The 20,077-nt window shown below is 71.9% G+C and carries 17 protein-coding genes; 8 read left to right on the top strand and 9 right to left on the bottom strand.

What is annotated here, in order from left to right:
• Positions 1-82 precede the first annotated feature (82 nt).
• From AC07EJ_RS39180 to AC07EJ_RS39160, 5 genes are all read left to right on the top strand, one after another.
• Positions 83-1,987 carry an ABC transporter substrate-binding protein gene (locus AC07EJ_RS39180; RefSeq protein ID WP_389485646.1) on the top strand — a complete coding sequence of 635 codons (1,905 nt, stop codon included), beginning with the start codon at positions 83-85 and terminating at the stop codon, positions 1,985-1,987.
• Positions 1,988-2,062: 75 nt separating this feature from the next.
• On the top strand, positions 2,063-3,139 hold the full coding sequence (locus AC07EJ_RS39175; RefSeq protein ID WP_389485645.1) for an ABC transporter permease: 1,077 nt from the start codon (positions 2,063-2,065) through the stop codon (positions 3,137-3,139).
• Positions 3,136-4,083: an ABC transporter permease gene (locus AC07EJ_RS39170; protein ID WP_389485642.1), complete on the top strand. Its 948-nt coding sequence runs from the start codon at positions 3,136-3,138 to the stop codon at positions 4,081-4,083. Before AC07EJ_RS39175 ends, AC07EJ_RS39170 begins: the two co-directional genes overlap by 4 nt.
• Entirely contained in the window at positions 4,080-5,081 is a 1,002-nt protein-coding gene (locus AC07EJ_RS39165; RefSeq protein ID WP_393587017.1) for an ABC transporter ATP-binding protein, read from the top strand. Before AC07EJ_RS39170 ends, AC07EJ_RS39165 begins: the two co-directional genes overlap by 4 nt.
• On the top strand, positions 5,078-6,094 hold the full coding sequence (locus AC07EJ_RS39160; protein ID WP_389485637.1) for an oligopeptide/dipeptide ABC transporter ATP-binding protein: 1,017 nt from the start codon (positions 5,078-5,080) through the stop codon (positions 6,092-6,094). Before AC07EJ_RS39165 ends, AC07EJ_RS39160 begins: the two co-directional genes overlap by 4 nt.
• Positions 6,095-6,142: 48 nt before the next feature.
• Here AC07EJ_RS39160 and AC07EJ_RS39155 read toward each other — a convergent pair whose 3' ends face one another.
• From AC07EJ_RS39155 to rimP, 9 genes are all read right to left on the bottom strand, one after another.
• Positions 6,143-7,096 (bottom strand): bifunctional riboflavin kinase/FAD synthetase, encoded by a 954-nt coding sequence (locus AC07EJ_RS39155; protein WP_389485635.1) that lies wholly within the window; start codon positions 7,094-7,096, stop codon positions 6,143-6,145.
• A gap of 123 nt (positions 7,097-7,219) precedes the next feature.
• Positions 7,220-10,681, bottom strand: a complete 3,462-nt coding sequence (locus AC07EJ_RS39150; RefSeq protein WP_389485632.1) for a serine protease — start codon at positions 10,679-10,681, stop codon at positions 7,220-7,222.
• Positions 10,682-10,908: 227 nt separating this feature from the next.
• Positions 10,909-11,817, bottom strand: a complete 909-nt coding sequence (gene truB / locus AC07EJ_RS39145) for a tRNA pseudouridine(55) synthase TruB (protein ID WP_389485629.1) — start codon at positions 11,815-11,817, stop codon at positions 10,909-10,911.
• Entirely contained in the window at positions 11,814-12,284 is a 471-nt protein-coding gene (rbfA, locus tag AC07EJ_RS39140) for a 30S ribosome-binding factor RbfA (RefSeq protein WP_389485626.1), read from the bottom strand. The genes truB and rbfA overlap by 4 nt, the downstream gene beginning before the upstream one ends.
• A 33-nt stretch (positions 12,285-12,317) precedes the next feature.
• A complete protein-coding gene (locus AC07EJ_RS39135) occupies positions 12,318-12,611 on the bottom strand; it encodes a DUF503 domain-containing protein (RefSeq protein ID WP_362908661.1) in 294 nt (97 codons plus the stop codon).
• A 141-nt stretch (positions 12,612-12,752) separates the two neighbouring features.
• The gene (infB, locus tag AC07EJ_RS39130) at positions 12,753-15,884 is read right to left on the bottom strand and encodes a translation initiation factor IF-2 (RefSeq protein ID WP_389485623.1); all 3,132 of its coding nucleotides are present in this window, start codon (positions 15,882-15,884) and stop codon (positions 12,753-12,755) included.
• 146 nt (positions 15,885-16,030) lie between these two features.
• The gene (locus tag AC07EJ_RS39125; RefSeq protein WP_389485620.1) at positions 16,031-16,309 is read right to left on the bottom strand and encodes a YlxR family protein; all 279 of its coding nucleotides are present in this window, start codon (positions 16,307-16,309) and stop codon (positions 16,031-16,033) included.
• A gap of 79 nt (positions 16,310-16,388) precedes the next feature.
• On the bottom strand, positions 16,389-17,378 hold the full coding sequence (gene nusA / locus AC07EJ_RS39120) for a transcription termination factor NusA (protein WP_389485618.1): 990 nt from the start codon (positions 17,376-17,378) through the stop codon (positions 16,389-16,391).
• A gap of 2 nt (positions 17,379-17,380) precedes the next feature.
• Entirely contained in the window at positions 17,381-17,893 is a 513-nt protein-coding gene (gene rimP / locus AC07EJ_RS39115) for a ribosome maturation factor RimP (protein WP_389485615.1), read from the bottom strand.
• A 228-nt stretch (positions 17,894-18,121) separates the two neighbouring features.
• Here rimP and AC07EJ_RS39110 point away from each other — a divergent pair, with 228 nt between their 5' ends.
• The 3 genes from AC07EJ_RS39110 to AC07EJ_RS39100 all read left to right on the top strand — a co-directional run bounded on the left by AC07EJ_RS39110 (position 18,122) and on the right by AC07EJ_RS39100 (position 20,026).
• Positions 18,122-18,583: a hypothetical protein gene (locus AC07EJ_RS39110; protein WP_393587008.1), complete on the top strand. Its 462-nt coding sequence runs from the start codon at positions 18,122-18,124 to the stop codon at positions 18,581-18,583.
• Position 18,584: 1 nt separating this feature from the next.
• Complete coding sequence (locus tag AC07EJ_RS39105) at positions 18,585-19,067, top strand: ferritin-like domain-containing protein (RefSeq protein WP_389485611.1); 483 nt, start codon at positions 18,585-18,587, stop codon at positions 19,065-19,067.
• Positions 19,068-19,132: 65 nt separating this feature from the next.
• Complete coding sequence (locus AC07EJ_RS39100; protein WP_389485608.1) at positions 19,133-20,026, top strand: aminoglycoside phosphotransferase family protein; 894 nt, start codon at positions 19,133-19,135, stop codon at positions 20,024-20,026.
• Positions 20,027-20,077: the final 51 nt, after the last annotated feature.

The following is a 20,077-nucleotide window of genomic DNA, read 5'->3' as shown; positions in this document are numbered from 1 at the left end:
GATAGACACACACATCAACCAGCTGGCGTCCCATGATCAACCTGCCACTCCTGCGCGAGCAACGACGCGAGGTCACCGACCCATGGACACAAAAGATCAGCCCAAGAGAGCACACGCTCCGCTCTTCTCCCGTTCCCCACGGCGCGCGCCCCGCCGGACCCTGCGGGTCCTCCTGGCGGCCGGCGCCGTGGCGTTCACCCTGACGGCCGGCCTCGCCACGCCGCTCAACCCCGCACCCCAAGAGGCCAAGGCGGCCGACGGCGGCAAGAAGGTCCTCACCGTCGCCCTCGCCCAGAGCGTCGACTCGCTGAGCCCGTTCCTCGCCCAGCGACTGGTCAGTACGAGCATCCACCGGATGATGTACGAGTACCTGACCAACTATGACCCCAAGGACAACCACGCCGTCCCGGGCTTCGCCACCGACTGGAAGCCGTCCGCGGACAAGCTCACCTGGACCTACACCATCAGGTCCGACTCGAAGTGGTCCGACGGCGAGCAGGCCACCGCCGCCGACGCCGCCTTCACCTTCAACAAGATCATGACGGACGAGGGCGCCGCGACCGCGAACGGCAGCTTCGTCTCCAACTTCAGGAAGGTCACCGCTCCCAGCCCCACCAAGCTGGTCATCGAGCTGAAGAAGCCTCAGGCCACGATGGCCGCGCTCGACGTCCCGATCGTGCCCGAGCACATCTGGAAGAACGTCAAGGACTTCTCGAAGTTCAACAACGACAAGACCTTCCCCGTAGTCGGCAACGGCCCGTTCGTGCTGACCGACTACAAGGTCGACCAGTACGTGAAGCTGAAGGCCAACAAGAACTTCTGGCGCGGCGCGCCCAAGTTCGACGAGGTCGTCTTCAAGACGTACAAGGACCAGGACGCCGCGGTCGCCGCCCTGCGCAAGGGCGAGGTCTCCTTCGTGGCCGGCTCCCCCGCCCTGACGCCGGCTCAGGCCGCGTCGCTCAAGGGCGAGCAGAACATCAAGGTCAACGAGGGCCCCGGACGCCGCTTCTTCGCGCTCGCCACCAACCCGGGCGCGCAGACCAAGGACCACAAGAAGTTCGGCAACGGCAACAAGGCCCTGCTGGACCAGAAGGTGCGCCAGGCGCTGTTCCTGTCGATCGACCGCAAGACGATCGTCGACAAGGTCTTCCAGGGCCACGCCGTCGAGGGCGAGGGCTACATCCCGCCGCGGTTCGGCGACTACTTCTGGAAGCCGTCCGGCAGCCAGGCCCTCGGGTACGACCCCGACAAGGCGGGCAAGCTGCTCGACGAGGCCGGCTACAAGATGAAGGGCAGCGAGCGCGTCGGCAAGGACGGCAAGCCGCTCAACTTCCGCATCCTGTGCCACGCCACCGACCCGAACGACAAGGCGATCGGCAAGTACCTCAAGGAGTGGTGGGGCAAGCTCGGCATCGGCCTGAAGGTCGACTGCCTCGACGACGTCTCGGTGCCCTGGTACGCCGGCGAGTACGACCTCGCGTTCGACGGCTGGTCGGTCAACCCCGACCCCGACTTCGTCCTCGGCATCCACACCTGCGCCGCGCTGCCCGTCAAGGCCAAGGAGAGCGCCCAGACGGACAACTTCATCTGCGACAAGACGTACGACGACCTGTACAAGAAGCAGCTCGCCGAGTACGACCCGGCCAAGCGCGCGGACATCGTCAAGCAGATGGAGTCCTGGCTGTACGACTCCGGGTACATGAACGTCATCGCGTACCCGAACGCCGTCGAGGCGTACCGCACCGACCAGATCAAGTCGATCCAGACGATGCCCACCGCGGCCGGCAACATCTACGGCCAGGACGGGTACTGGAGCTGGTGGTCGGCCGTTCCGGCGGACGGCACGAGCGACTCGAAGGGCGGAGGCGGCGGCGGTTCCGGCTCGACCGGCGTGATCATCGGTATCGTCGCGGCCGTCGTCATCCTCGGCGGCGGCGGGCTGTTCCTCGCGCGGCGCCGCCGCACCTCGGCGGACGACCGCGAGTAGCAGCACCGGACAGAGAGAACGCGTCACGTCCGTCCGCAGGCGTCGCAAGTACCGCACGAGTAACGAGAGTTCCACATGACAGCAGAGAGCACTCCGGCGCTCGTGCAGAGTGCGGACACCGACGGCCCGGCGCAAGCCGGGCCGTCGGCGGCCCGCGGTCCACGGGCGCGCAACACCAAGGCCTATCTCCAGTACGTGGCGGGCAAGATCGCGGGGGCGATCGTGTCGCTGTTCGCGGTCCTGGTCACCAGCTTCTTCCTGTTCCGCCTGATCCCGAGCGATCCGGTGAAACAGATGACCGGCGGCCGCCGCGTCTCGGCGCAGCAGCTCGAAGCGCTCCGCCACCAGTTCGGCCTCGACCTGCCGATGTGGCAGCAGTTCACCAACTACATCGGTGACGCGCTGACCGGCGACTTCGGCACGTCGTACCAGTTCCACGCCCCGGTCATCGACAAGATCACCGAGGCGCTCCCGGCGACGCTGCTCCTGACCGGTACGGCGTACGTCCTCTACACCGCGCTCGGCATCTGGCTGGGCACGCGCACCGCCTGGCGCAACGGATCGCGCAGCGACCGCTTCAACACCGCGTTCGCCCTCACGCTCTACTCGATCCCGTCGTTCTGGCTGGGTCTGCTCCTCATCATCGTCTTCTCGGTGGGGCTCGGCCCGATCCCGGGCCTGTTCCCGACGGGCGGTCTGGAGTCGGGCGGCGAGAGCGGGTTCGCGTACGTCCTGGACGTCGCGCACCATCTGGTACTGCCGGTGGTCACGCTGGTGGCGGTCGGCTATGCGCAGACGCTTCTCGTGATGCGCTCCTCGCTGCTCGACGAGATGGGCAGCGACTACCTGACGACAGCGCGCGCGAAGGGCCTGCGCGACGACGTCGTACGCCGCAAGCACGCCGTCCCGAACGCGATGCTGCCCACGTTCACGCTGATGTTCGTGAACCTCGGGCACGTCGTGGCCGGGCAGATCCTCGTCGAGACGGTCTTCTCCTGGCCCGGTCTCGGCGGCTTGTTCTACTCGGCGCTCAGCGTGCCCGACCTGCCGCTCGTCCAAGGGCTGTTCTTCGTCTTCGCCACCGCGGTGATCCTGGCGAACACCCTCGCCGACGTGCTGTATCCGCTGCTCGATCCCCGGGTGGGCCGATGACTGCCGACATGAACACCGACCTCGACACCGCGCAGCTCCCGCCGCCGGCCGAGAAGAGCGCGCGGGCCCTGGCACGCGCCCGCAAGCGCCGTTCCGCCGCCCGTTTCTGGCGTGAGTACCGCGCCCACCGAAGCGGGCTGTGGGGTCTCGCCGGGCTGATCCTCATCGCGCTCATCGCGATCTGCGCGCCGCTGCTCGTCGGCGCGGACTCGCAGAGCGTCACCGACGCTCCCGGCGGCGCACTCGAGGCGCCCAGCGGTGAATTCCCGCTCGGCACCGACCAGTTCGGCCGCAGCGTGCTCGCCCTCCTGGTGTGGGGCGCGCGCGTGTCCCTCACCGTGGGTCTGCTGGCCGCGTTCCTGTGCGTGGCGATCGGCACGGTCGTCGGCATCGTCGCCGGTCACTTCCGTGGCTGGTACTCGACGGTCCTGATGCGGGTCACCGACTGGTTCCTCGTGATGCCGACGCTGGTCCTCGCGATCGCGCTCGCCACCGTGATGTCCCGCTCCATCTGGACGGTCATCCTGGCGATCGGCGTGACGACGTGGCCGACGACGGCCCGGCTGGTCCGCGCCCAGACGCTCGCCGTGGAGTCACGGCCGTACATCGAGCGGTCCCGCGCGCTCGGCGGCGGACACCGGCACATCATGCTGCGCCACGTCCTGCCGAACGTGATGCCGCTCGTCCTAGCGCAGACCACCCTCGTGATCTCCAGCGCGATCCTCACCGAGGCCACGCTCGCCTTCCTCGGCCTCGGCGACCCGACGATCACGTCGTGGGGCGGCATGCTCCAGGACGCGCGCGAGGCGGGCGCGGTCAGCGCGGGCGACTGGTGGTACCTCGCGCCTCCGGGACTCGCCATCGCCCTGGTCGCGCTCGCGTTCACACTGTGCGGCCGCGCCATCGAAGCCGTCCTCAATCCGAAGCTGGGGGTGGCCAGGTGAGCCTTCTCGACGTCAGAAACCTCGAAGTGACGTACGCGGGCGGGGCGCGGGCCGTCCGCGGTGTGAACCTCAGTCTCGACGCGGGCCAGAAGCTCGGCATCGCCGGCGAGTCCGGCTGCGGCAAGTCGACGCTCGCCCTCGCGCTGCTGCGTCTCCTGCCGGCCGGCACGAAGGTCTCCGGCGAGATCCTGCTGAACGGCGAGGACGTCCTCACGATGAAGTGGGGCCAGGTCAGGGCCGTGCGCTGGGCCGGTGCCTCGATCGTGTTCCAGGGCGCGATGCACTCGCTCAACGCCGTGCACCGCATCGGCGACCAGATCGCCGAGCCGATCCTGCTGCACAAGAAGGCGACGCCGGCGGGCGCGAGGAAGAAGGTCGCGGAGCTCCTGGAGCACGTCGGTCTGCCCGCCGCGCGCGCGGACGCGTATCCGCACGAGCTGTCCGGCGGCCAGCGCCAGCGCGTGATGATCGCGATGGCGCTCGCCTGCGACCCGGGCCTGATCATCGCCGACGAGCCGACGACGGCCCTCGACGTGATGATCCAGGCGCAGATCCTGCGTCTGATCGAGCAGCTCGTCTCCGACCAGGACCTCGGCCTCATCATGATCAGCCACGACCTCGCGGTCCTCTCGGACACCTGCGACCGGCTCGCGGTGATGTACGCGGGCCGCGTCGTCGAGGAGGGCCCCGCCTCCGAGGTCTACGAGAACGCGCAACACCCGTACGGGAAGGCCCTGTCGGCGGCGTTCCCGCGGATCGGCGACACCGCGTCCCGGTTCGCGCCGCGCGGCCTGCCCGGCGACCCGCCCGACCCGTCGGCACTGCCCACGGGCTGCACGTTCCACCCGCGCTGCGCGGTGGCGCTCGACAGCTGCATCACCGAGGACCAGGAGCTGCGGGACGCGGGCGCGGCCCGGCGGGCGGCCTGTGTGCACGTGGGCGGCGCCACCGATCCGGACGACGCCGCCGGCGCCGAGGCAAGGAGCACCACAGCATGACCAGTACGTCCCCCCTGCTCACGGCCGGCGCGCTGCACGTCACCTTCCCCGGCCGCCGTGGCGCGGACCCCGCACGGGCCGTGGACGGCGTCGACCTCGACATCGCGCCCGGCGAGATCGTGGCGCTGGTGGGCGAGTCAGGCTGCGGCAAGACGACGCTCGCCCGCTCCCTGCTCGGCCTGGTGCCGCCGACGTCCGGCCGGGTCACGTTCGACGGGAAGCCCCTCGACTACTCCTCGCGCGCCCTCAAGGCGTACCGCAAGCGCGTGCAGCTGGTCCTCCAGGACCCCAGCGGCTCACTGAACCCGCGGCACACGGTGTACGACGCCGTGGCCGAGGGCCTGCGCATCCACGGGTACGCGGGCGACGAGCGCGAGGCGGTGGCGAACGCCCTGTCGCGCGCGGGACTGCGCCCTCCGGAGCGCTTCTTCCTGCGCTACCCGCACGAGCTGTCCGGCGGCCAGCGGCAGCGTGTCGTCATCGCGGGCGCGCTCGTCCTCGACCCCGAACTGATCGTCGCGGACGAGCCCGTGGCGTCCCTCGACGCGTCGGTACGCGGCGAGATCCTCGCCCTGCTGCTCAGGCTGCGCGACGAACTGGGCCTGTCCGCCCTCGTGGTGACGCACGACCTGGGTCTCGCCTGGAACATCGCCGACCGGGTCGCGGTGATGTACCTGGGCCGGATCGTGGAGACGGGAACGGTGGAGGAGGTCCTGACGGCGCCTCAACACCCGTACACGCAGGCCCTGTTGTCGGTTCTGCCCGAGGCGCCGGGTGATCCGGTCGTGCTCACGGGCGAGCCACCGGACCCGTCGCGCATCCCGTCGGGCTGCCGCTTCCACGCCCGCTGCCAGATCCTGGCGTCGGGCGAGGCGGAGCGGTCGGGCGTCGCGGACCGCTGCCGCGGGGAGGACCTGCCGGTGCTGTCGGGCGCGAGCACGACGCAGGTGGCATGTCATTGGGCATCGGCCGCATCCAGCCAGTCCGGCCAAACCAGCCCGTCCGGCGCTTGAGGACCAGGGGTCCGGGGGCAGCGCCCCCGCGACCTCGGCCGATCCCGCCTATTCCCCCTCGTACGCCTCGACCAGTTCCCGAGACCTCTTGACGTCATCCGCGATGGCGACAAGCAGCGCGTCGATCGAGTCGAACTTGGCCATCCCGCGCACATAGGCGAGGAAGTCCACGGCCACGTGCAGGCCGTACAGGTCGAGGCCCACCCGGTCGATGGCGTACGCCTCGACGGTGCGCTCGGTGCCGTCGAACTGCGGGTTGGTGCCCACGGAGATCGCGGCGGGCATCGCCTCGTCCCCGACGTGCAGCCAGCCCGCGTAGACGCCGTCCGCCGGGATCGCGGTGTGCGGGAGCGTCTCGACGTTGGCGGTCGGGAAGCCGAGCTCGCGGCCACGCTGGGCGCCGCGCACGACCACGCCCTCGACGCGGTGCGGGCGGCCGAGGATCTCGCGCGCGCCCTCCATGTCGCCCTCGGCCACGAGCCGCCGGGTCAGCGTGGACGAGAAGGGCTCGCCGCCGCCCGCCGAGCCGCTCACGTAGAGATCGACGACCTCGACCTCGAAGTCGTACGTCGTCCCCTGCTCGGCGAGGAACGCGACATTGCCTGCGGCGCGGTGGCCGAAGCGGAAGTTCGGCCCCTCGACGACGAGGCGCGCGTGCAGCTTGTCGACCAGGACCTTCGCGACGAACTCGGCCGGCGACAGCTTCGAGAACTCGGTGGTGAACGGCAGGATCAGCAGGGCGTCGACGCCGAGCTCGGCCATCAGCTCCGCGCGCCGGTGGTGCGGGGCGAGCAGCGGAGGGTGGCTGCCGGGGCGTACGACCTCGCTGGGGTGCGGGTCGAAGGTGACCACGACGGCGGGCACACCGAGTTCACGGGCCCGTTCGACGGCCCGGCCGATGATCAGCTGATGGCCGCGGTGCACGCCGTCGTAGGAGCCGATGGTGACGACGCTGCGCCCCCAGTCCTGGGGGATGTCCTCCAAGCCACGCCAGCGCTGCACGGTGATTGCTCCTCGCGAACCTGTGTACGACCGTTACGTCTCTTTGCCGAATACGCAGGTCTAAGAGTGCCATGCCGAGTGCCCGCTCCCCGCATCGGGAGGCGCCGCACCGGCCGAGGCAGGTCAGGCGGGCACGCGTACCCCGGCCAGGCCCTCGATCACGCGGCGGGCGCTCGGCCCGACGAGCGCGGCCCACTCGCGCGGCGCCTGCGCCAGCCACTGGACGAGCAGGGCGGCGAACCCGGGTACCGAGTCGGCGAACTCGACGAGCCCGCGGTCGAAGCGTGCGGCTCCCTCCGGGGTGCGGACGAGCCGTTGACCGGCGCGCCGCACCGTGTCGCGGGTGCGGGGCACTCCGGCTCCCTCCGTGCTGTGGACGGCGGTCCGCAGCACGGCGTCGAGCACGTCCGGGTCGTCCTCGTGGGCGAGCAGCACGTCGAGGAGCTCGCTGCGCAGGGCGCGTGAGGCGCCCGTGCCGGGTGCGGCGAGGACGGGCGCGAGCGCGGCCCGTCCGGGCGCCGGACAGGTCCGCAGCAGCCCCGTGACGAGAGGGAAGAGGACAGCTCGCCCGGCCGGCCCGTGCTCCAGGCACCGGTCGACGTACGCGGCGATGTCCTGAACGGCGTCGGGCCGGTCCGCCGAGAGGTCCTCGACGAGGGCGGCCGCCCGCCGCGCGAGCGCGGGCGCCGTCACGTCGGCGAGCGCCCCCAGCACGTCGGCCGCGCCGCCCGGCTCCCGCGCCCGGTCCCTGAAGGCACGGACGACGGGCTCCGGGTGCGTGGCCAGAGCGGCGGCGAGCGCGCTCACGGGCAGCTGCGGATCGCTGTCCGCGAACCGCTCCAGGGCCCGCGCCAGATAAGTGCCGCGGGTCTGCGGGTCGCGTACGAGCAGGGCGAGCGCTGCGCCGTGCGCGGGGCCGTGCGCGGCGCCGTCGGTCGTACGGGCGAGCAGGGCGAGCGCGGCGTAGCGCAGCAGACGGCGATCGGCGTCGGTGGTGACGTGCGGGGCGACCCGCAGGGCGTAGGTGACGGCGGACGCACGGCGGGCGGGGCGTTCGTCGTGCGCCCAGCGGTCGACGGCGCGGCACAGCGCGGACGGCTCCTCGTCGGCGAGCGCGGCGAGGAGTTCTTCGCCGTACGGGTGCGCGCAGTCGACGAGGGCCTCGGTGAGGTCGTCGAGGGCGCGGTGCCGGTGCGTGTGCAGGAGCGCCTGGGCCGCGGTGGCGACGGTCGCGTCGGGCAGGGCGGGAAGTGGCCGCGCGTCGTCGAACCAGTGGGTGAGAAGGACCTGGACGCCGGCCGGGTCCGCGGCGAGCAGGTCGGCGACGGTGTCCAGGTGGCGGGCCTGGCTCCCGGGCGGCGGATCGTGCACGACGAGGCGGCGCAGGAGGCCGAGGCGGTCGGCGTCCGTGACGGGGATGCGGCGCCAGAACGAGGGGTCGAGGCGTCCACGGTCGGCGAGCGGTTCGAGCACCCCGAGATAGGGAGTGGCGTCGGGCACGCGCAGGAGCGCCTCCTCGACGAGGTGGGCCGCCCACCAGGAGGCGTCGGCGTCGCCGGGCGTGAGGGACCTGAGCACCAACTCGGCCAGATACCCGCCGAATTGGGCCGGACCCTGCTGCCGCTCGACGAGCAGGAGGGCCTGGACGACGGGGCCCGCGCGGTGCCGGGGCACGGGCACCGTGGGCGCGGCCCGGCCGGCGGCTCTGCCGGCGTCCCGGTACACGAGCGCCCGCAGGGCCTCGTCCAGGTCCAGATGCATGCCCTGGATCCAGTCGGCGACCTCCTCGTGCGCGAACCGGTAGCCGCGTCCCGCAGGGACGAGTACGCCTTCGGCGAGGACGGCCGGGGCCCACGCCGTGACACCCCCTCCACGGCCCTCCGGCAGCGCGCCCCAGGGGAACACCTCCTCGAACGCCTCCCTGTCCAGCTCGCCCTGCCCCGGGCCCAGGCAGCGCCGCGCCGCCTCGTGGACCTGCCCGGACACTCGGGCGGCGAGCCTGCGCACGGCCGTGCCGCGCAGCCCGTTCACGGCGGCGAGGCGCACCGCCACGCGCAGGCACATGAGGTCGAGATACGCGGCGAAGACGGCGTCCCGGTCGGCGCTGCCCGGCACGGGCCCGGGCAGCGCGGCGCGCACCTCGGCGAGGAGCCGCAGCGCGAGCGGATGCCGCGCGTCACGGCCGGCGAGTGCTTCCCCGGGCAACCCGTACCGCTCCCGCGCGAGGCGGGCCTGGTCGCCGGTCAGCTCCCCCAGCGGGACACAGGCGGGCAGCCGCCCGGTCCGCCCGTACAGCACACGGGCCGGGAACAGCTCGCCCGCGCGCTCCCAGAACTCCCCCCGGCACGCCACGACGAGCCGCACGCCGGTGTCCCGCAGCCAGCGCGCTGTGCCCTCGGTCCACTCCGCAAGGCGGTGCGCCAGGACGGGCGGCATCTCCTCGGGCCCGTCGAGCAGCAGCACGAGGGGCCGGCCGGCAGCGCGGGCGGGCGCCGCGATCCGCTCCGGCGACACATCGCCGACACCGGCGCCGCCGGACTCCCCGCTCTGTCCGGGGACGGCCCCGGGCAGTGACGCCGCGACGATGCGCCCGGCCCTGACCAGCGCCCGCCGGGCGGCGTCCGCCACGCTCAGGTCGTCCCCGTGGAGATCCGCGCCGCGCAGCCAGAGAGTGGGCGCGGGACGGGCACCGCGCCCGCGCCGCGCGGCATACACGGCGAGCTCCGTCGTACGGCCGCTGCCCGGCGCTCCGACGAGGGCGAGGATCGCCGCGCCGGCCGCCTCGAACGCGGCGAACTCCCTTGCCACTTCGGGCCGTTCGACCGGCTCCGGGTCGAGGACCGCACCCGGTCCGTCGGACCCGACCGACGTGGCCGTCAGCTGGAGCACGCCCGCCAGGTTGAGTTCGTCCCCGTACACCGGCACGGTGGCGGCGTTGCGCGCGAGGAGTGCGGCGAGCGGCCCGTCCGGGTCGGTGGCAGCAGCCTCCCGCAGCGGCACGGCGAACCCGGCGGTGCGATGTCCGGCCGCGAGCGCGGTCCCGAGAACGGCGAGGACGGCGCCCGAAGCGGCGTCCACGACGGGTCCCCCGGCCGCCCCTCCCCCGAGCCGCAGCGCGTCGCGGCCGTCCGTGCCGATGGCCAGCTCCATGGCCCCGGGGACGACATGGAAGCGGTCGGTCGCGGTGTAGGTGACATCGACATGTCCGAGGACGCGCGCCTCGCGCCAGCCCCCGGCGGCGATCCGTACATAGGCCCCGGCCGCGGCCGGGGCCCGGACGGCAACCGGCAGCGGGCGCAGGCCGAGACCTTCCGTCCCGTCGGTGCGGATGAGCGCGAGGCCGGATTCGGGCAGCGGGACGACGTCGGCGGCGCCCACGACACAGGTGATCCCGCCGGGCGCGCGCAGCACCACGCGGCCGAGTCCGTCCACGACTTCATGGCTGGTGACGACGGTCCCGTGGTCATCGGCGACGAAGCCGGCGCCGCGCGGGCGCCCTGCCAGATCGAAGACACGGACGAGGGGCGGACCGGTCCCGGGACCCGTCGCGTCCCCGTCTCCGGCCCGGGGGTCCCGTCCCGCCATCGTCGAACCTCCCGCCACGCCCCGTAGGACCGACGGTAGGCGCGCGGTGATCAGCGGAACAGGCGCCGCGGCGAACGCGCCCCCTTCCACTCCCTCGGTTCACTCCGAGCGCCCGCCCGAAGGGGTGAACAGATCGGGGGTGATGGATAGACCCTTGGAGAGGGGGATCGTGGAGCGGCACGCGGCTGACTGCGCGCCGCTCCACGGCGGGGGGGCCGGCGAAGAGATCAGCCGAAGACGGCGAGGCTCTTCGCCTTGCCCTTCGACTCCTCCACGAGCGCGAGGAACACGCCCTTGGGGTCGAACACGGCGACGGGCCCGGCGCCCGCGTACTCGCCGGGCACCTCCAGCCGGACCCCGTTGAGCAGCAGCTGGGCGCGCTTGGCGTCCACGTCCCAGCGGGGGAACGCGGCGGTCGCGGCGTCCGCGACGGGCATCACGGTCAGCTCCTCCTGGAGCTGGTCGAGGGTGCGCGCGGAGTCCAGCTTGTAGGGGCCGACCCGCGTGCGCCGCAGCGCGGTGAGGTGACCGCCGACGCCCAGGTCCGCGCCCAGGTCCCTGGCGAGGGCCCGGATGTACGTCCCGGACGAGCAGACCACCGAGACGACCAGGTCGAGGACCGGGGTGCCGTCCTCGGCTACCGCGTCCCTTATGTCGTAGACGGTGAAGGACGAGACGGTGACCGGCCGCGCCGGGATCTCGAACTCCTCGCCCTCACGGGCCCGCTTGTAGGAACGCACGCCGTTGATCTTGATGGCGCTGACCTTGGACGGGACCTGCATGATGGCGCCGGTCAGCTTGGCGACCCCGTCGTCGATCGCGTCGCGGCGCACGCCGGACGCGTCGGTGGACGACGAGAGGTCGCCCTCGGCGTCGTCCGTCAGCGTGTTCTGGCCGAGCCGGATCGTGCCGAGGTACTCCTTCTCCGTCAGCGCGAGATGGCCGAGCAGCTTGGTCGCCCGCTCCACGCCGAGGACCAGGACACCGGTCGCCATGGGGTCGAGCGTGCCCGCGTGGCCGACGCGGCGGGTCTTCGCGATCCCGCGCATCTTGGCCACCACGTCGTGCGAAGTGAAGCCCGACGGCTTGTCGACAATGACAAGACCGTCGGGCGTCGGGGTGTTCTTCTGCGTCATTCCGAGGCTTCGCCGTCCTCGTCCGTGCCGTCGGCGGCGTCGTCGTCCTCGGGCTTGCGGTACGGGTCCGCGCCCCCGGCGAAATCGGCACCGGCGGACACCTCCCTGACCTTCGCGTCCGAGATCCGGGCCTTGTCGAGGAGGTCCTCGATGGCCCGGGCGTTGTCGGGCAGGGCGTCCGCCACGAAGGCCAGGGTCGGCGTGAACTTCACACCGGCCGCCTGGCCCACCGCCGAACGGAGTACACCCTTGGCGCTCTCGAGGCCGGCCGCTGCTGCGGCACGCTCCTCGTCGTCGCCGTAGACCGTGTAGAAGACGGTCGCCTCCCGCAGGTCACCCGTCACCCGGGTGTCCGTGATGGTCACATGCGTACCGAGCCGCGGGTCCTTGATCCCGCGCTGGAGCTTCTGGGCCACCACCTCTCGGATGAGGTCCGCCAGCCTTTTCGCCCGCGCGTTGTCGGCCACTGCGCCGTCTCCTTCTTCGCCTTGCTCTTAAAGTCAGTCTTCGTCGCCGTGGAGCCTGCGTCGAACGGAGAGCAGCTCCACCTCGGGACGGGCGGCGATCAGACGCTCGCACCGGTCCAGTACGTCGGTGAGGTGCCCCGTGTCCCCGGAGACCAACGCGAGGCCGATCTCGGCCCTGCGGTGAAGTTCCTGGTTCCCGGTCTCCGCCGCACTCACCGCGTACTTGCGCTGGAGTTCGGCGACGATCGGGCGGATCACGGAGCGTTTCTCCTTCAGCGAGTGCACGTCGCCGAGGAGCAGATCAAAGGACAGAGTCCCCACATACATGTGTGTCCGGATGTCCCGCCGGTTCGGGTTCGTGGCCCCGCCAACCACTTGGCAGGGACACTCGAACCGTACACGCAACGGCCGGGGCCGATCGACGGGATTTCGTCCCGCCGACCGGCCCCGACCTTCACCGTGCGCGGATCAGGCGCGCGGCTTCTCGCGCATCTCGTACGTCGCGATGACGTCGTCGATCTTGATGTCGTTGAAGTTTCCGAGGTTGATACCGCCCTCGAAGCCTTCGCGGATCTCAGTGACGTCGTCCTTGAAGCGACGCAGACCGGAGATGTTGAGGTTCTCCGCGATGACCTTGCCATCGCGCAGCAGGCGCGCCTTGGTGTTGCGCTTGACCTCGCCGGACCGGACGAGCACACCGGCGATGTTGCCCAGCTTGGACGAGCGGAAGATCTCGCGGATCTCCGCCGTGCCGAGCTCGACCTCTTCGTACTCCGGCTTGAGCATGCCCTTGAGGGCCGCCTCGATCTCCTCGATGGCCTGGTAGATCACCGAGTAGTAGCGGACGTCGACGCCCTCGCGGTCCGCCATCTGGGCCGCGCGGCCCGCAGCGCGGACGTTGAAGCCGATGACGATCGCGTCGGAGCCGGTCGCCAGGTCGATGTCCGACTCGGTGACGGCACCCACGCCGCGGTGCAGGACGCGGATGTCGACCTCTTCGCCGACGTCGAGCTGGAGCAGCGAGGACTCGAGAGCCTCCACCGAACCGGACGCGTCGCCCTTGATGATGAGGTTGAGTTCCTGCACCAGACCGGCCTTGAGGGCCTCGTCCAGGTTCTCCAGGGAGAACCGGACGCCACGTCGCGCGAAGTTGGCGTTGCGCTCGCGAGCGGCACGCTTCTCGGCGATCTGACGGGCCGTACGGTCCTCGTCGACGACCAGGAAGTTGTCGCCGGCACCCGGGACGTTGGTGAGACCCAGGACCAGGACGGGGGTCGACGGACCCGCTTCCTCGACGTTGTTGCCGTTGTCGTCGAGCATCGCCCGGACACGGCCGTACGCGTCGCCGACCACCATCGTGTCGCCGATGCGCAGCGTGCCGCGCTGGACCAGGACCGTCGAGACGGCACCGCGGCCACGGTCGAGGTGGGACTCGATCGCAATACCCTGCGCGTCCTGCTCCGGGTTGGCCCGCAGGTCGAGCGAGGCGTCCGCGGTCAGGACCACGGCCTCCAGCAGGGAGTCGATGTTCAGACCCTGCTTGGCGGAGATGTCGACGAACATCGTGTCGCCGCCGTACTCCTCGGCCACCAGACCGAACTCGGTGAGCTGACCGCGCACCTTGGTCGGGTCGGCACCCTCGACGTCGATCTTGTTGACCGCGACGACGATCGGGACGCCGGCGGCCTTGGCGTGGTTGAGCGCCTCGATCGTCTGCGGCATGACGCCGTCGTTGGCCGCGACCACGAGGATCGCGATGTCGGTCGACTTGGCACCACGGGCACGCATGGCGGTGAACGCCTCGTGACCGGGGGTGTCGATGAAGGTGATGCGACGCTCTTCGTCGTTGACCTCGGTGGAGACCTGGTACGCACCGATGTGCTGCGTGATACCGCCGGCCTCGCCCGCGACGACGTTCGTCTTGCGGATGGTGTCGAGCAGTCGGGTCTTACCGTGGTCGACGTGACCCATGACGGTCACGACCGGCGGACGCGCGACGAGGAACTCCTCGCCACCCTCGTCCTCGCCGAACTCGATGTCGAAGGACTCGAGCAGCTCGCGGTCCTCCTCCTCGGGGCTGACGATCTCGAGGATGTAGTTCATCTCATCCGCGAGGAGCTTCAGCGTCTCGTCGGAGACGGACTGCGTGGCAGTGACCATCTCGCCGAGGTTCATCATCACGGCGACGAGCGACGCCGGGTTGGCGTTGATCTTCTCCGCGAAGTCGGTGAGGGAGGCACCGCGCGACAGACGGACGGACTGTCCGTTGCCGCGAGGCAGCATGACGCCGCCGACCGACGGGGCCTGCATGGCCTCGTACTCCTGGCGCCTCTGCCGCTTCGACTTGCGGCCACGACGGGCGGGCCCGCCGGGACGGCCGAACGCACCCTGTGTGCCACCACGGGCACCGGGACCGCCGGGACGGCCACCACCGGGACGGCCGGCGAAGCCGCCGCCACCACCGGGACGACCGGCGAAGCCGCCACCGCCACCACCGGGACCTGCCGGACGACCGGCGAAACCGCCGCCGCCACCACCGGGACGACCGGCGAAGCCGCCGCCACCGGGACGACCGCCGCCGCCACCCGGGCGACCGCCGCCGCCGGGACCACGGCCACCGCCGGGGCCACCACCGGGACGCGGAGTGCCCGCGGCGGGACGCTGCGGCATCATGCCCGGGTTCGGACGGTTACCACCGGGGGCACCGCCCGGACGCGGGGCGCCGCCCTGCGGACGAGGCATGCCACCGGGGGTCGGACGGGCGCCGCCCTGACCACCCTGCGGACGCGGGGCGCCACCGGGGCCACCCTGCGGACGCGGGCCGCCGGGGCCACCCTGGCCGCCACCGGGACGCGGGGCGCCGCCGGGACGGGGCGCCTGCGGGCGCGCCATTCCGGTGGAGCCGCCGGACGTGAAGGGGTTGTTACCGGGACGCGGGCCGGCGGGACGACCGCCGGGACGCTGACCCTGGCCCTGACCCTGGCCGCCGGGGCGCGGAGCACCCTGACGGTCGCCACGGTCACCGCGGTCACCGCGGTCACCACGACCCTGACCCTGACCCTGAGCACCCTGGCCCGGACCGGCCGGACGGGCGCCACCGGGCTTGGGGGCACCGGGACGGGCACCCGGACGCGGACCGGCTGCCGGAGAGGCCGCGGGGGCCTGGGCAGCGGGAGCGACCGGAGCCGCGGGCGGCGCCGTGAACTCGGGCGCGGCCGGGGCCGGAGCCGCCGGACGCGGAGCCGGCTTGGGGCCGGGCGTCGGACGCTGACCGGCGGCCGGGGTCACCGGGGCGGCGGCAGCGGGCTTCTCCTCGGCGGCAGGCTTGGGAGCCGGCGGGCGCGGAGCAGCAGGCTTGGCGGCCTGCGCCGGAGACGGGGCCGGACGGGCCGGCGAGGGCTTCGCGGGCGAAGCCTTGCGCGCGGCGGGCTTGCCGCCGCTGCCCTGCTGGAGGGCGTCAGTCAGCTTGCGTACAACAGGCGCCTCGATCGTCGAGGACGCCGAACGGACAAATTCACCGAGTTCTTGGAGCTTGGCCATGACGACCTTGCTCTCCACCCCGAACTCCTTGGCGAGTTCGTATACCCGGACCTTAGCCACTTCGCTCCTTTTAGGTCCGGGTTACGCCGGACCGTCGCTACTTCATGGGCGTACTCATCGCGTGCTCATCGAGTGCTCATCGCAATCTCGACCTACTTCCAACTCGCGGGGGTACCAGGACCGCACGGGGTCCCGTACGGCACGTTCTACGGTGTTACCTGCTCGACGCGGTGGCGCAGGGCCTCCGTGTCGAACGGTCCAGGGGCTTTGAACGCCCGCTGGAACGCCCGGCGGCGGACCGCCAGGTCGAGACAGACCAGGGCGGGGTGCACATACGCACCCCGGCCGGGCAGCGTACCGCGCCGATCGGGGACACATTCACCCTCGATCACCACGATGCGCAGCAGATCGCTCTTGGCCGCTCGCTCCCGGCATCCCACACACGTGCGCTCTGGGCATGCACGGTCGTGCGTCCGGCCAGACACGCTTAAGTCTACCTCCCCGCACCGACCTCACCCCTTTGGGGCAAAAATCGAACGGTTGTTGTCGTGATCTTTGTGGTGGCTACTCCGCCGACTGCTGCTCGGTGTCCGGACGGATGTCGATCCGCCAGCCGGTGAGCCGCGCGGCGAGGCGGGCGTTCTGACCCTCCTTGCCGATGGCGAGCGACAGCTGGTAGTCCGGCACGATCACCCGCGCGGAGCGGGCGGACATGTCCACGACCTCGACCTTGGACACGCGCGCCGGGGACAGGGCGTTGGCCACCATGTCCGCCGGGTCGTCGGACCAGTCGACGATGTCGATCTTCTCGCCGTTGAGCTCGGCCATGACATTGCGCACACGGCCGCCCATCGGGCCGATGCAGGCGCCCTTGGCGTTCAGGCCCGAGCGGGTCGAGCGGACCGCGATCTTCGTGCGGTGCCCGGCCTCGCGCGCGATGGCGCAGATCTCCACGGAACCGTCGGCGATCTCGGGGACCTCGAGCGCGAACAGCTTCTTCACCAGGTTCGGGTGCGTGCGCGACAGGGTCACGGAAGGACCGCGCACACCCTTCGCCACGCGCACCACGTACGAGCGAAGGCGCATGCCGTGCTGGTACTCCTCGCCCGGGACCTGCTCCTGCACCGGCAGGATGGCCTCGAGCTTGCCGATGTCGACGAGCACGTTCTTCGGGTCGCGGCCCTGCTGGACCACGCCCGTCACGATGTCGCCCTCGCGGCCGGCGTACTCGCCGAGCGTCGCGTCGTCCTCGGCGTCGCGCAGGCGCTGCAGGATGACCTGCTTCGCGGTCGTCGCGGCGATGCGGCCGAAGTCGGACGGGGTGTCGTCGAACTCCCGGGCCTCCTGGCCCTCTTCGAGGTCCGCCGGGTCCTCCTTCGCCCACACCGTCACATGTCCGCTCTCACGGTCGAGGTGCACGCGCGCGTGGCGACGGCTTCCCTCGGTGCGGTGGTAGGCGATGAGGAGGGCCGACTCGATCGCCTCGACAAGGAGACCGAAGGAGATCTCCTTCTCCCGCACCAGACCCCGCAGGGCACTCATGTCGATGTCCACGGCTACGCCTCCTCTGCATTCTCTTCGTTCTTGTTCTTACGGTTGAACTCGACCTGCACGCGCGCCTTGGCGATGTCGTCGAAGGTGAGCCTGCGGGCGGTGGGCTTGCGCCCCTTCACGCCGGGCACCTCGAGGTCCAGGCCTTCGTCGTCGACCTTCAGGATCCGCGCGACGAGCTCGGTGTCGGCACCGTCGGCCAGCTGGAACTTCACCAGGCGGTCGACCGCGCGCACGTAGTGCCGGTGCTCGGTCAGCGGCCGCTCGGCGCCGGGGGTGCCGACCTCGAGGTCGTACTCGCCCTCGCCCATGGCGTCCGTCTCGTCGAGCTTCGCCGAGAGCGCGCGGCTCACATCGGCGATCTGGTCCAGATCTGCTCCGGCATCGGAGTCGACGACGACTCGCAGCACTCGCTTACGTCCGACCGATGCCACTTCGATCTCTTCGAGATCGAGGCCCTGGGAGCTCACGAGCGGTTCCAGTAGTGACCGCAGCCTCTCGCTCTGGGTGGTGCTCATCCGGGTGACTCCTCGGCCGCGTGTGCTGTTGTGGTCTCGTCGTGTGTCAGGTCAAAGGGTATCCGGTCCAGGGGGGTGTTGCCGTCCACCCGGCGGGGGCCGAAGGTACGGTGATCATTGGGCCTGCCGCCCGCCACTCCTGCTGAATCCTTCCTGCCATCCTTCCTGCCGAGGACGTCTGCCGTGCCGTTGACCACTGGGGCCCCCGCGGGGCCGCGTAGAAGGAGCGTGCTGGCCTCGGTGGCCGGGGCCGCGCTCCTGACCGGCTGTTCCGATGGCGAGGACTCCGCGTCCGACGGTGCCAGGGGCGCGCGCAGCGTGTCCGCCGCTCAGCGGATCAAGGCGCGCGCGGCCCGGGACAGCGGCGACCTGCTCGACCGGTACGAGGCCGCGCTCGCGGCCCATCCGGCCCTGGCCGCGCGGCTCGGCCCGCTGCGGGACGAGGTGGCCCGGCACGCGAAGAGTTTCGGTGCGCCGGCCCGCCCGGCAGCACCGGCCTCGGCCTCCCCGTCGCCGTCCGCCGCACCGGCCTCCGAGAAGGACATGGTGCGGGCACTGGCGGCGAACGAACGGGAACTCGCCGACCGTCGTGCGGCCGCCCTGGTCGACGCCCCCGCCGAACTGGCGCGGCTGCTCGCCTCGGTGGCCGCCGCGGGCGCCGGCCACGCGTATCTGCTGACGAAGGACTGACATGGCCGACAAGCGCGACAAGGACGACAGCGACAAGCAGCTCCTCACCGCGGTCCAGGCGGCACTGGCCGCCGAGCACGCGGCTGTTTACGGGTACGGCGTCGTCGGCGGCCGGATCGGCGAGAGCCGCAGGCCCGAGGCGCGCACCGCGTACGACGCGCACCGCGCGCGCCGTGACGACCTGCGGCGCACGGTCCGTGACCTCGGCGGCGAGCCCGAGCCGTCCGCCGGCGCCTACGCGCTGCCCTTCCCCGTGCCGGACTCGGCGGCGGCGGCGCGGCTCGCGGCGGACATCGAGGACCGCGTCGCCGGGGTCTACTCGGACCTGGTGCGGGCTTCCGAGGGCGCGCGGCGCCGCGGGGCGGCGGACGCGCTGCGGGAGGCGGCGGTGCGGGCGGTGCGGTGGCGGGGCGGCAGCGTAGCCTTCCCTGGTCTCGCCGAGCGGTCCGCGGCGCCCGAAGCGTCCGCGACACCGCAGGCGTAGCCGGCACGGTCACACGTACGGTCCGCGGTCACGGGGACGGTCACGGGAAAGGGAGTTACTCGCGCATGTCTTTCGAACCGCCGAAGCGGCTGGTCAACGCGCTCGGTGAGGTGCGGGACGACGGGGCGTCCGCGTGGCTGGCGAGGCTGCCGGGGATTCTTCAAGAGGCCGTGGAGCGGCTTGAGTTGACGGTCGAGCGGGTGCATGTGCCGGGCGGGCGCAGCAGTCTCGTCGTCCTGGTGCGGCGGGCCGACGGATCACCCGCCGTCCTCAAACTGGCGCCGGAGCGCTTCCGCCCGGAGGCCGAGCACGCGGCGCTCACGCACTGGAACGGCTTCGGAGCGGTGCAGCTTCTCGGCGACGGCGGCGACCTGCTCCTGGAGCGCCTGCACCCCGAGGTGTCGGTGCGTTCGCTGCCCGAGGCGAAGGCCCTCCTCGAGGCGGCCGGCACGCTGCGCAGGCTGTGGGTGGAACCGCCGTCCTGGCGTTCCTGCGAGACGGTCGCCCACCGGACGGGCCGTCAGGCCGAGGCGATGCGGGCCACCGCCGCCGCGGAGCCGGACGTCGCGCCCCTGGTCGACGCGGCGCTCACCGCTCGGGACGAGCTGCTCGTGGCGCCGCCGGAGGTGCGGCTGCTGCACGGGACGTTCCGGCAGAGCAAGGTGCTGGCCGGGGAGCGGACGCCGTGGCTCGCGGTGGGACCCGACCCGGTGGTCGGTGAGTGCGCCTTCGATCTCGCTCGGCTCGTGAGGGACCGGGTGGAGGACCTGATCGCGTCGCCGTCCGGTGCGGCGACGACGCGGCGGCGCGTGAAGCGGCTCGCGGAGTCCCTCGACGTGGACCAGGAGCGGCTGCGCGGCTGGACGCTGTTCCGCGCGGTGGAGTCCGGTGTACGGGCACTGCGCGTGGGGCGTTCGCGGGATGCGGAGCTGCTGCTGGAGTTCGCGGGGTGGCTCTGACGGGCTTCGCGTGCGGGCCATACGTGGCTGTTCGCGCCCACCCGGCGGAGC

The organism is Streptomyces sp. NPDC045026, assembly GCF_056432625.1.
The sequence above is the reverse complement of the archived record's forward strand: the minus strand, read 5'-3'. Positions and strand labels throughout refer to the sequence as shown.

Bases quoted from the DNA above. Each gene is read 5' to 3' on its own strand.
- AC07EJ_RS39180 (WP_389485646.1), top strand. From the start codon at position 83: ATGGACACAAAAGATCAGCCCAAGAGAGCACACGCTCCGCTCTTCTCC.
- AC07EJ_RS39175 (WP_389485645.1), top strand. From the start codon at position 2,063: ATGACAGCAGAGAGCACTCCGGCGCTCGTGCAGAGTGCGGACACCGAC.
- AC07EJ_RS39170 (WP_389485642.1), top strand. From the start codon at position 3,136: ATGACTGCCGACATGAACACCGACCTCGACACCGCGCAGCTCCCGCCG.
- AC07EJ_RS39160 (WP_389485637.1), top strand. From the start codon at position 5,078: ATGACCAGTACGTCCCCCCTGCTCACGGCCGGCGCGCTGCACGTCACC.
- AC07EJ_RS39150 (WP_389485632.1), bottom strand. From the start codon at position 10,681: ATGGCGGGACGGGACCCCCGGGCCGGAGACGGGGACGCGACGGGTCCC.
- truB (WP_389485629.1), bottom strand. From the start codon at position 11,817: ATGACGCAGAAGAACACCCCGACGCCCGACGGTCTTGTCATTGTCGAC.
- AC07EJ_RS39135 (WP_362908661.1), bottom strand. From the start codon at position 12,611: ATGTATGTGGGGACTCTGTCCTTTGATCTGCTCCTCGGCGACGTGCAC.
- rimP (WP_389485615.1), bottom strand. From the start codon at position 17,893: ATGAGCACCACCCAGAGCGAGAGGCTGCGGTCACTACTGGAACCGCTC.
- AC07EJ_RS39105 (WP_389485611.1), top strand. From the start codon at position 18,585: ATGGCCGACAAGCGCGACAAGGACGACAGCGACAAGCAGCTCCTCACC.
- AC07EJ_RS39100 (WP_389485608.1), top strand. From the start codon at position 19,133: ATGTCTTTCGAACCGCCGAAGCGGCTGGTCAACGCGCTCGGTGAGGTG.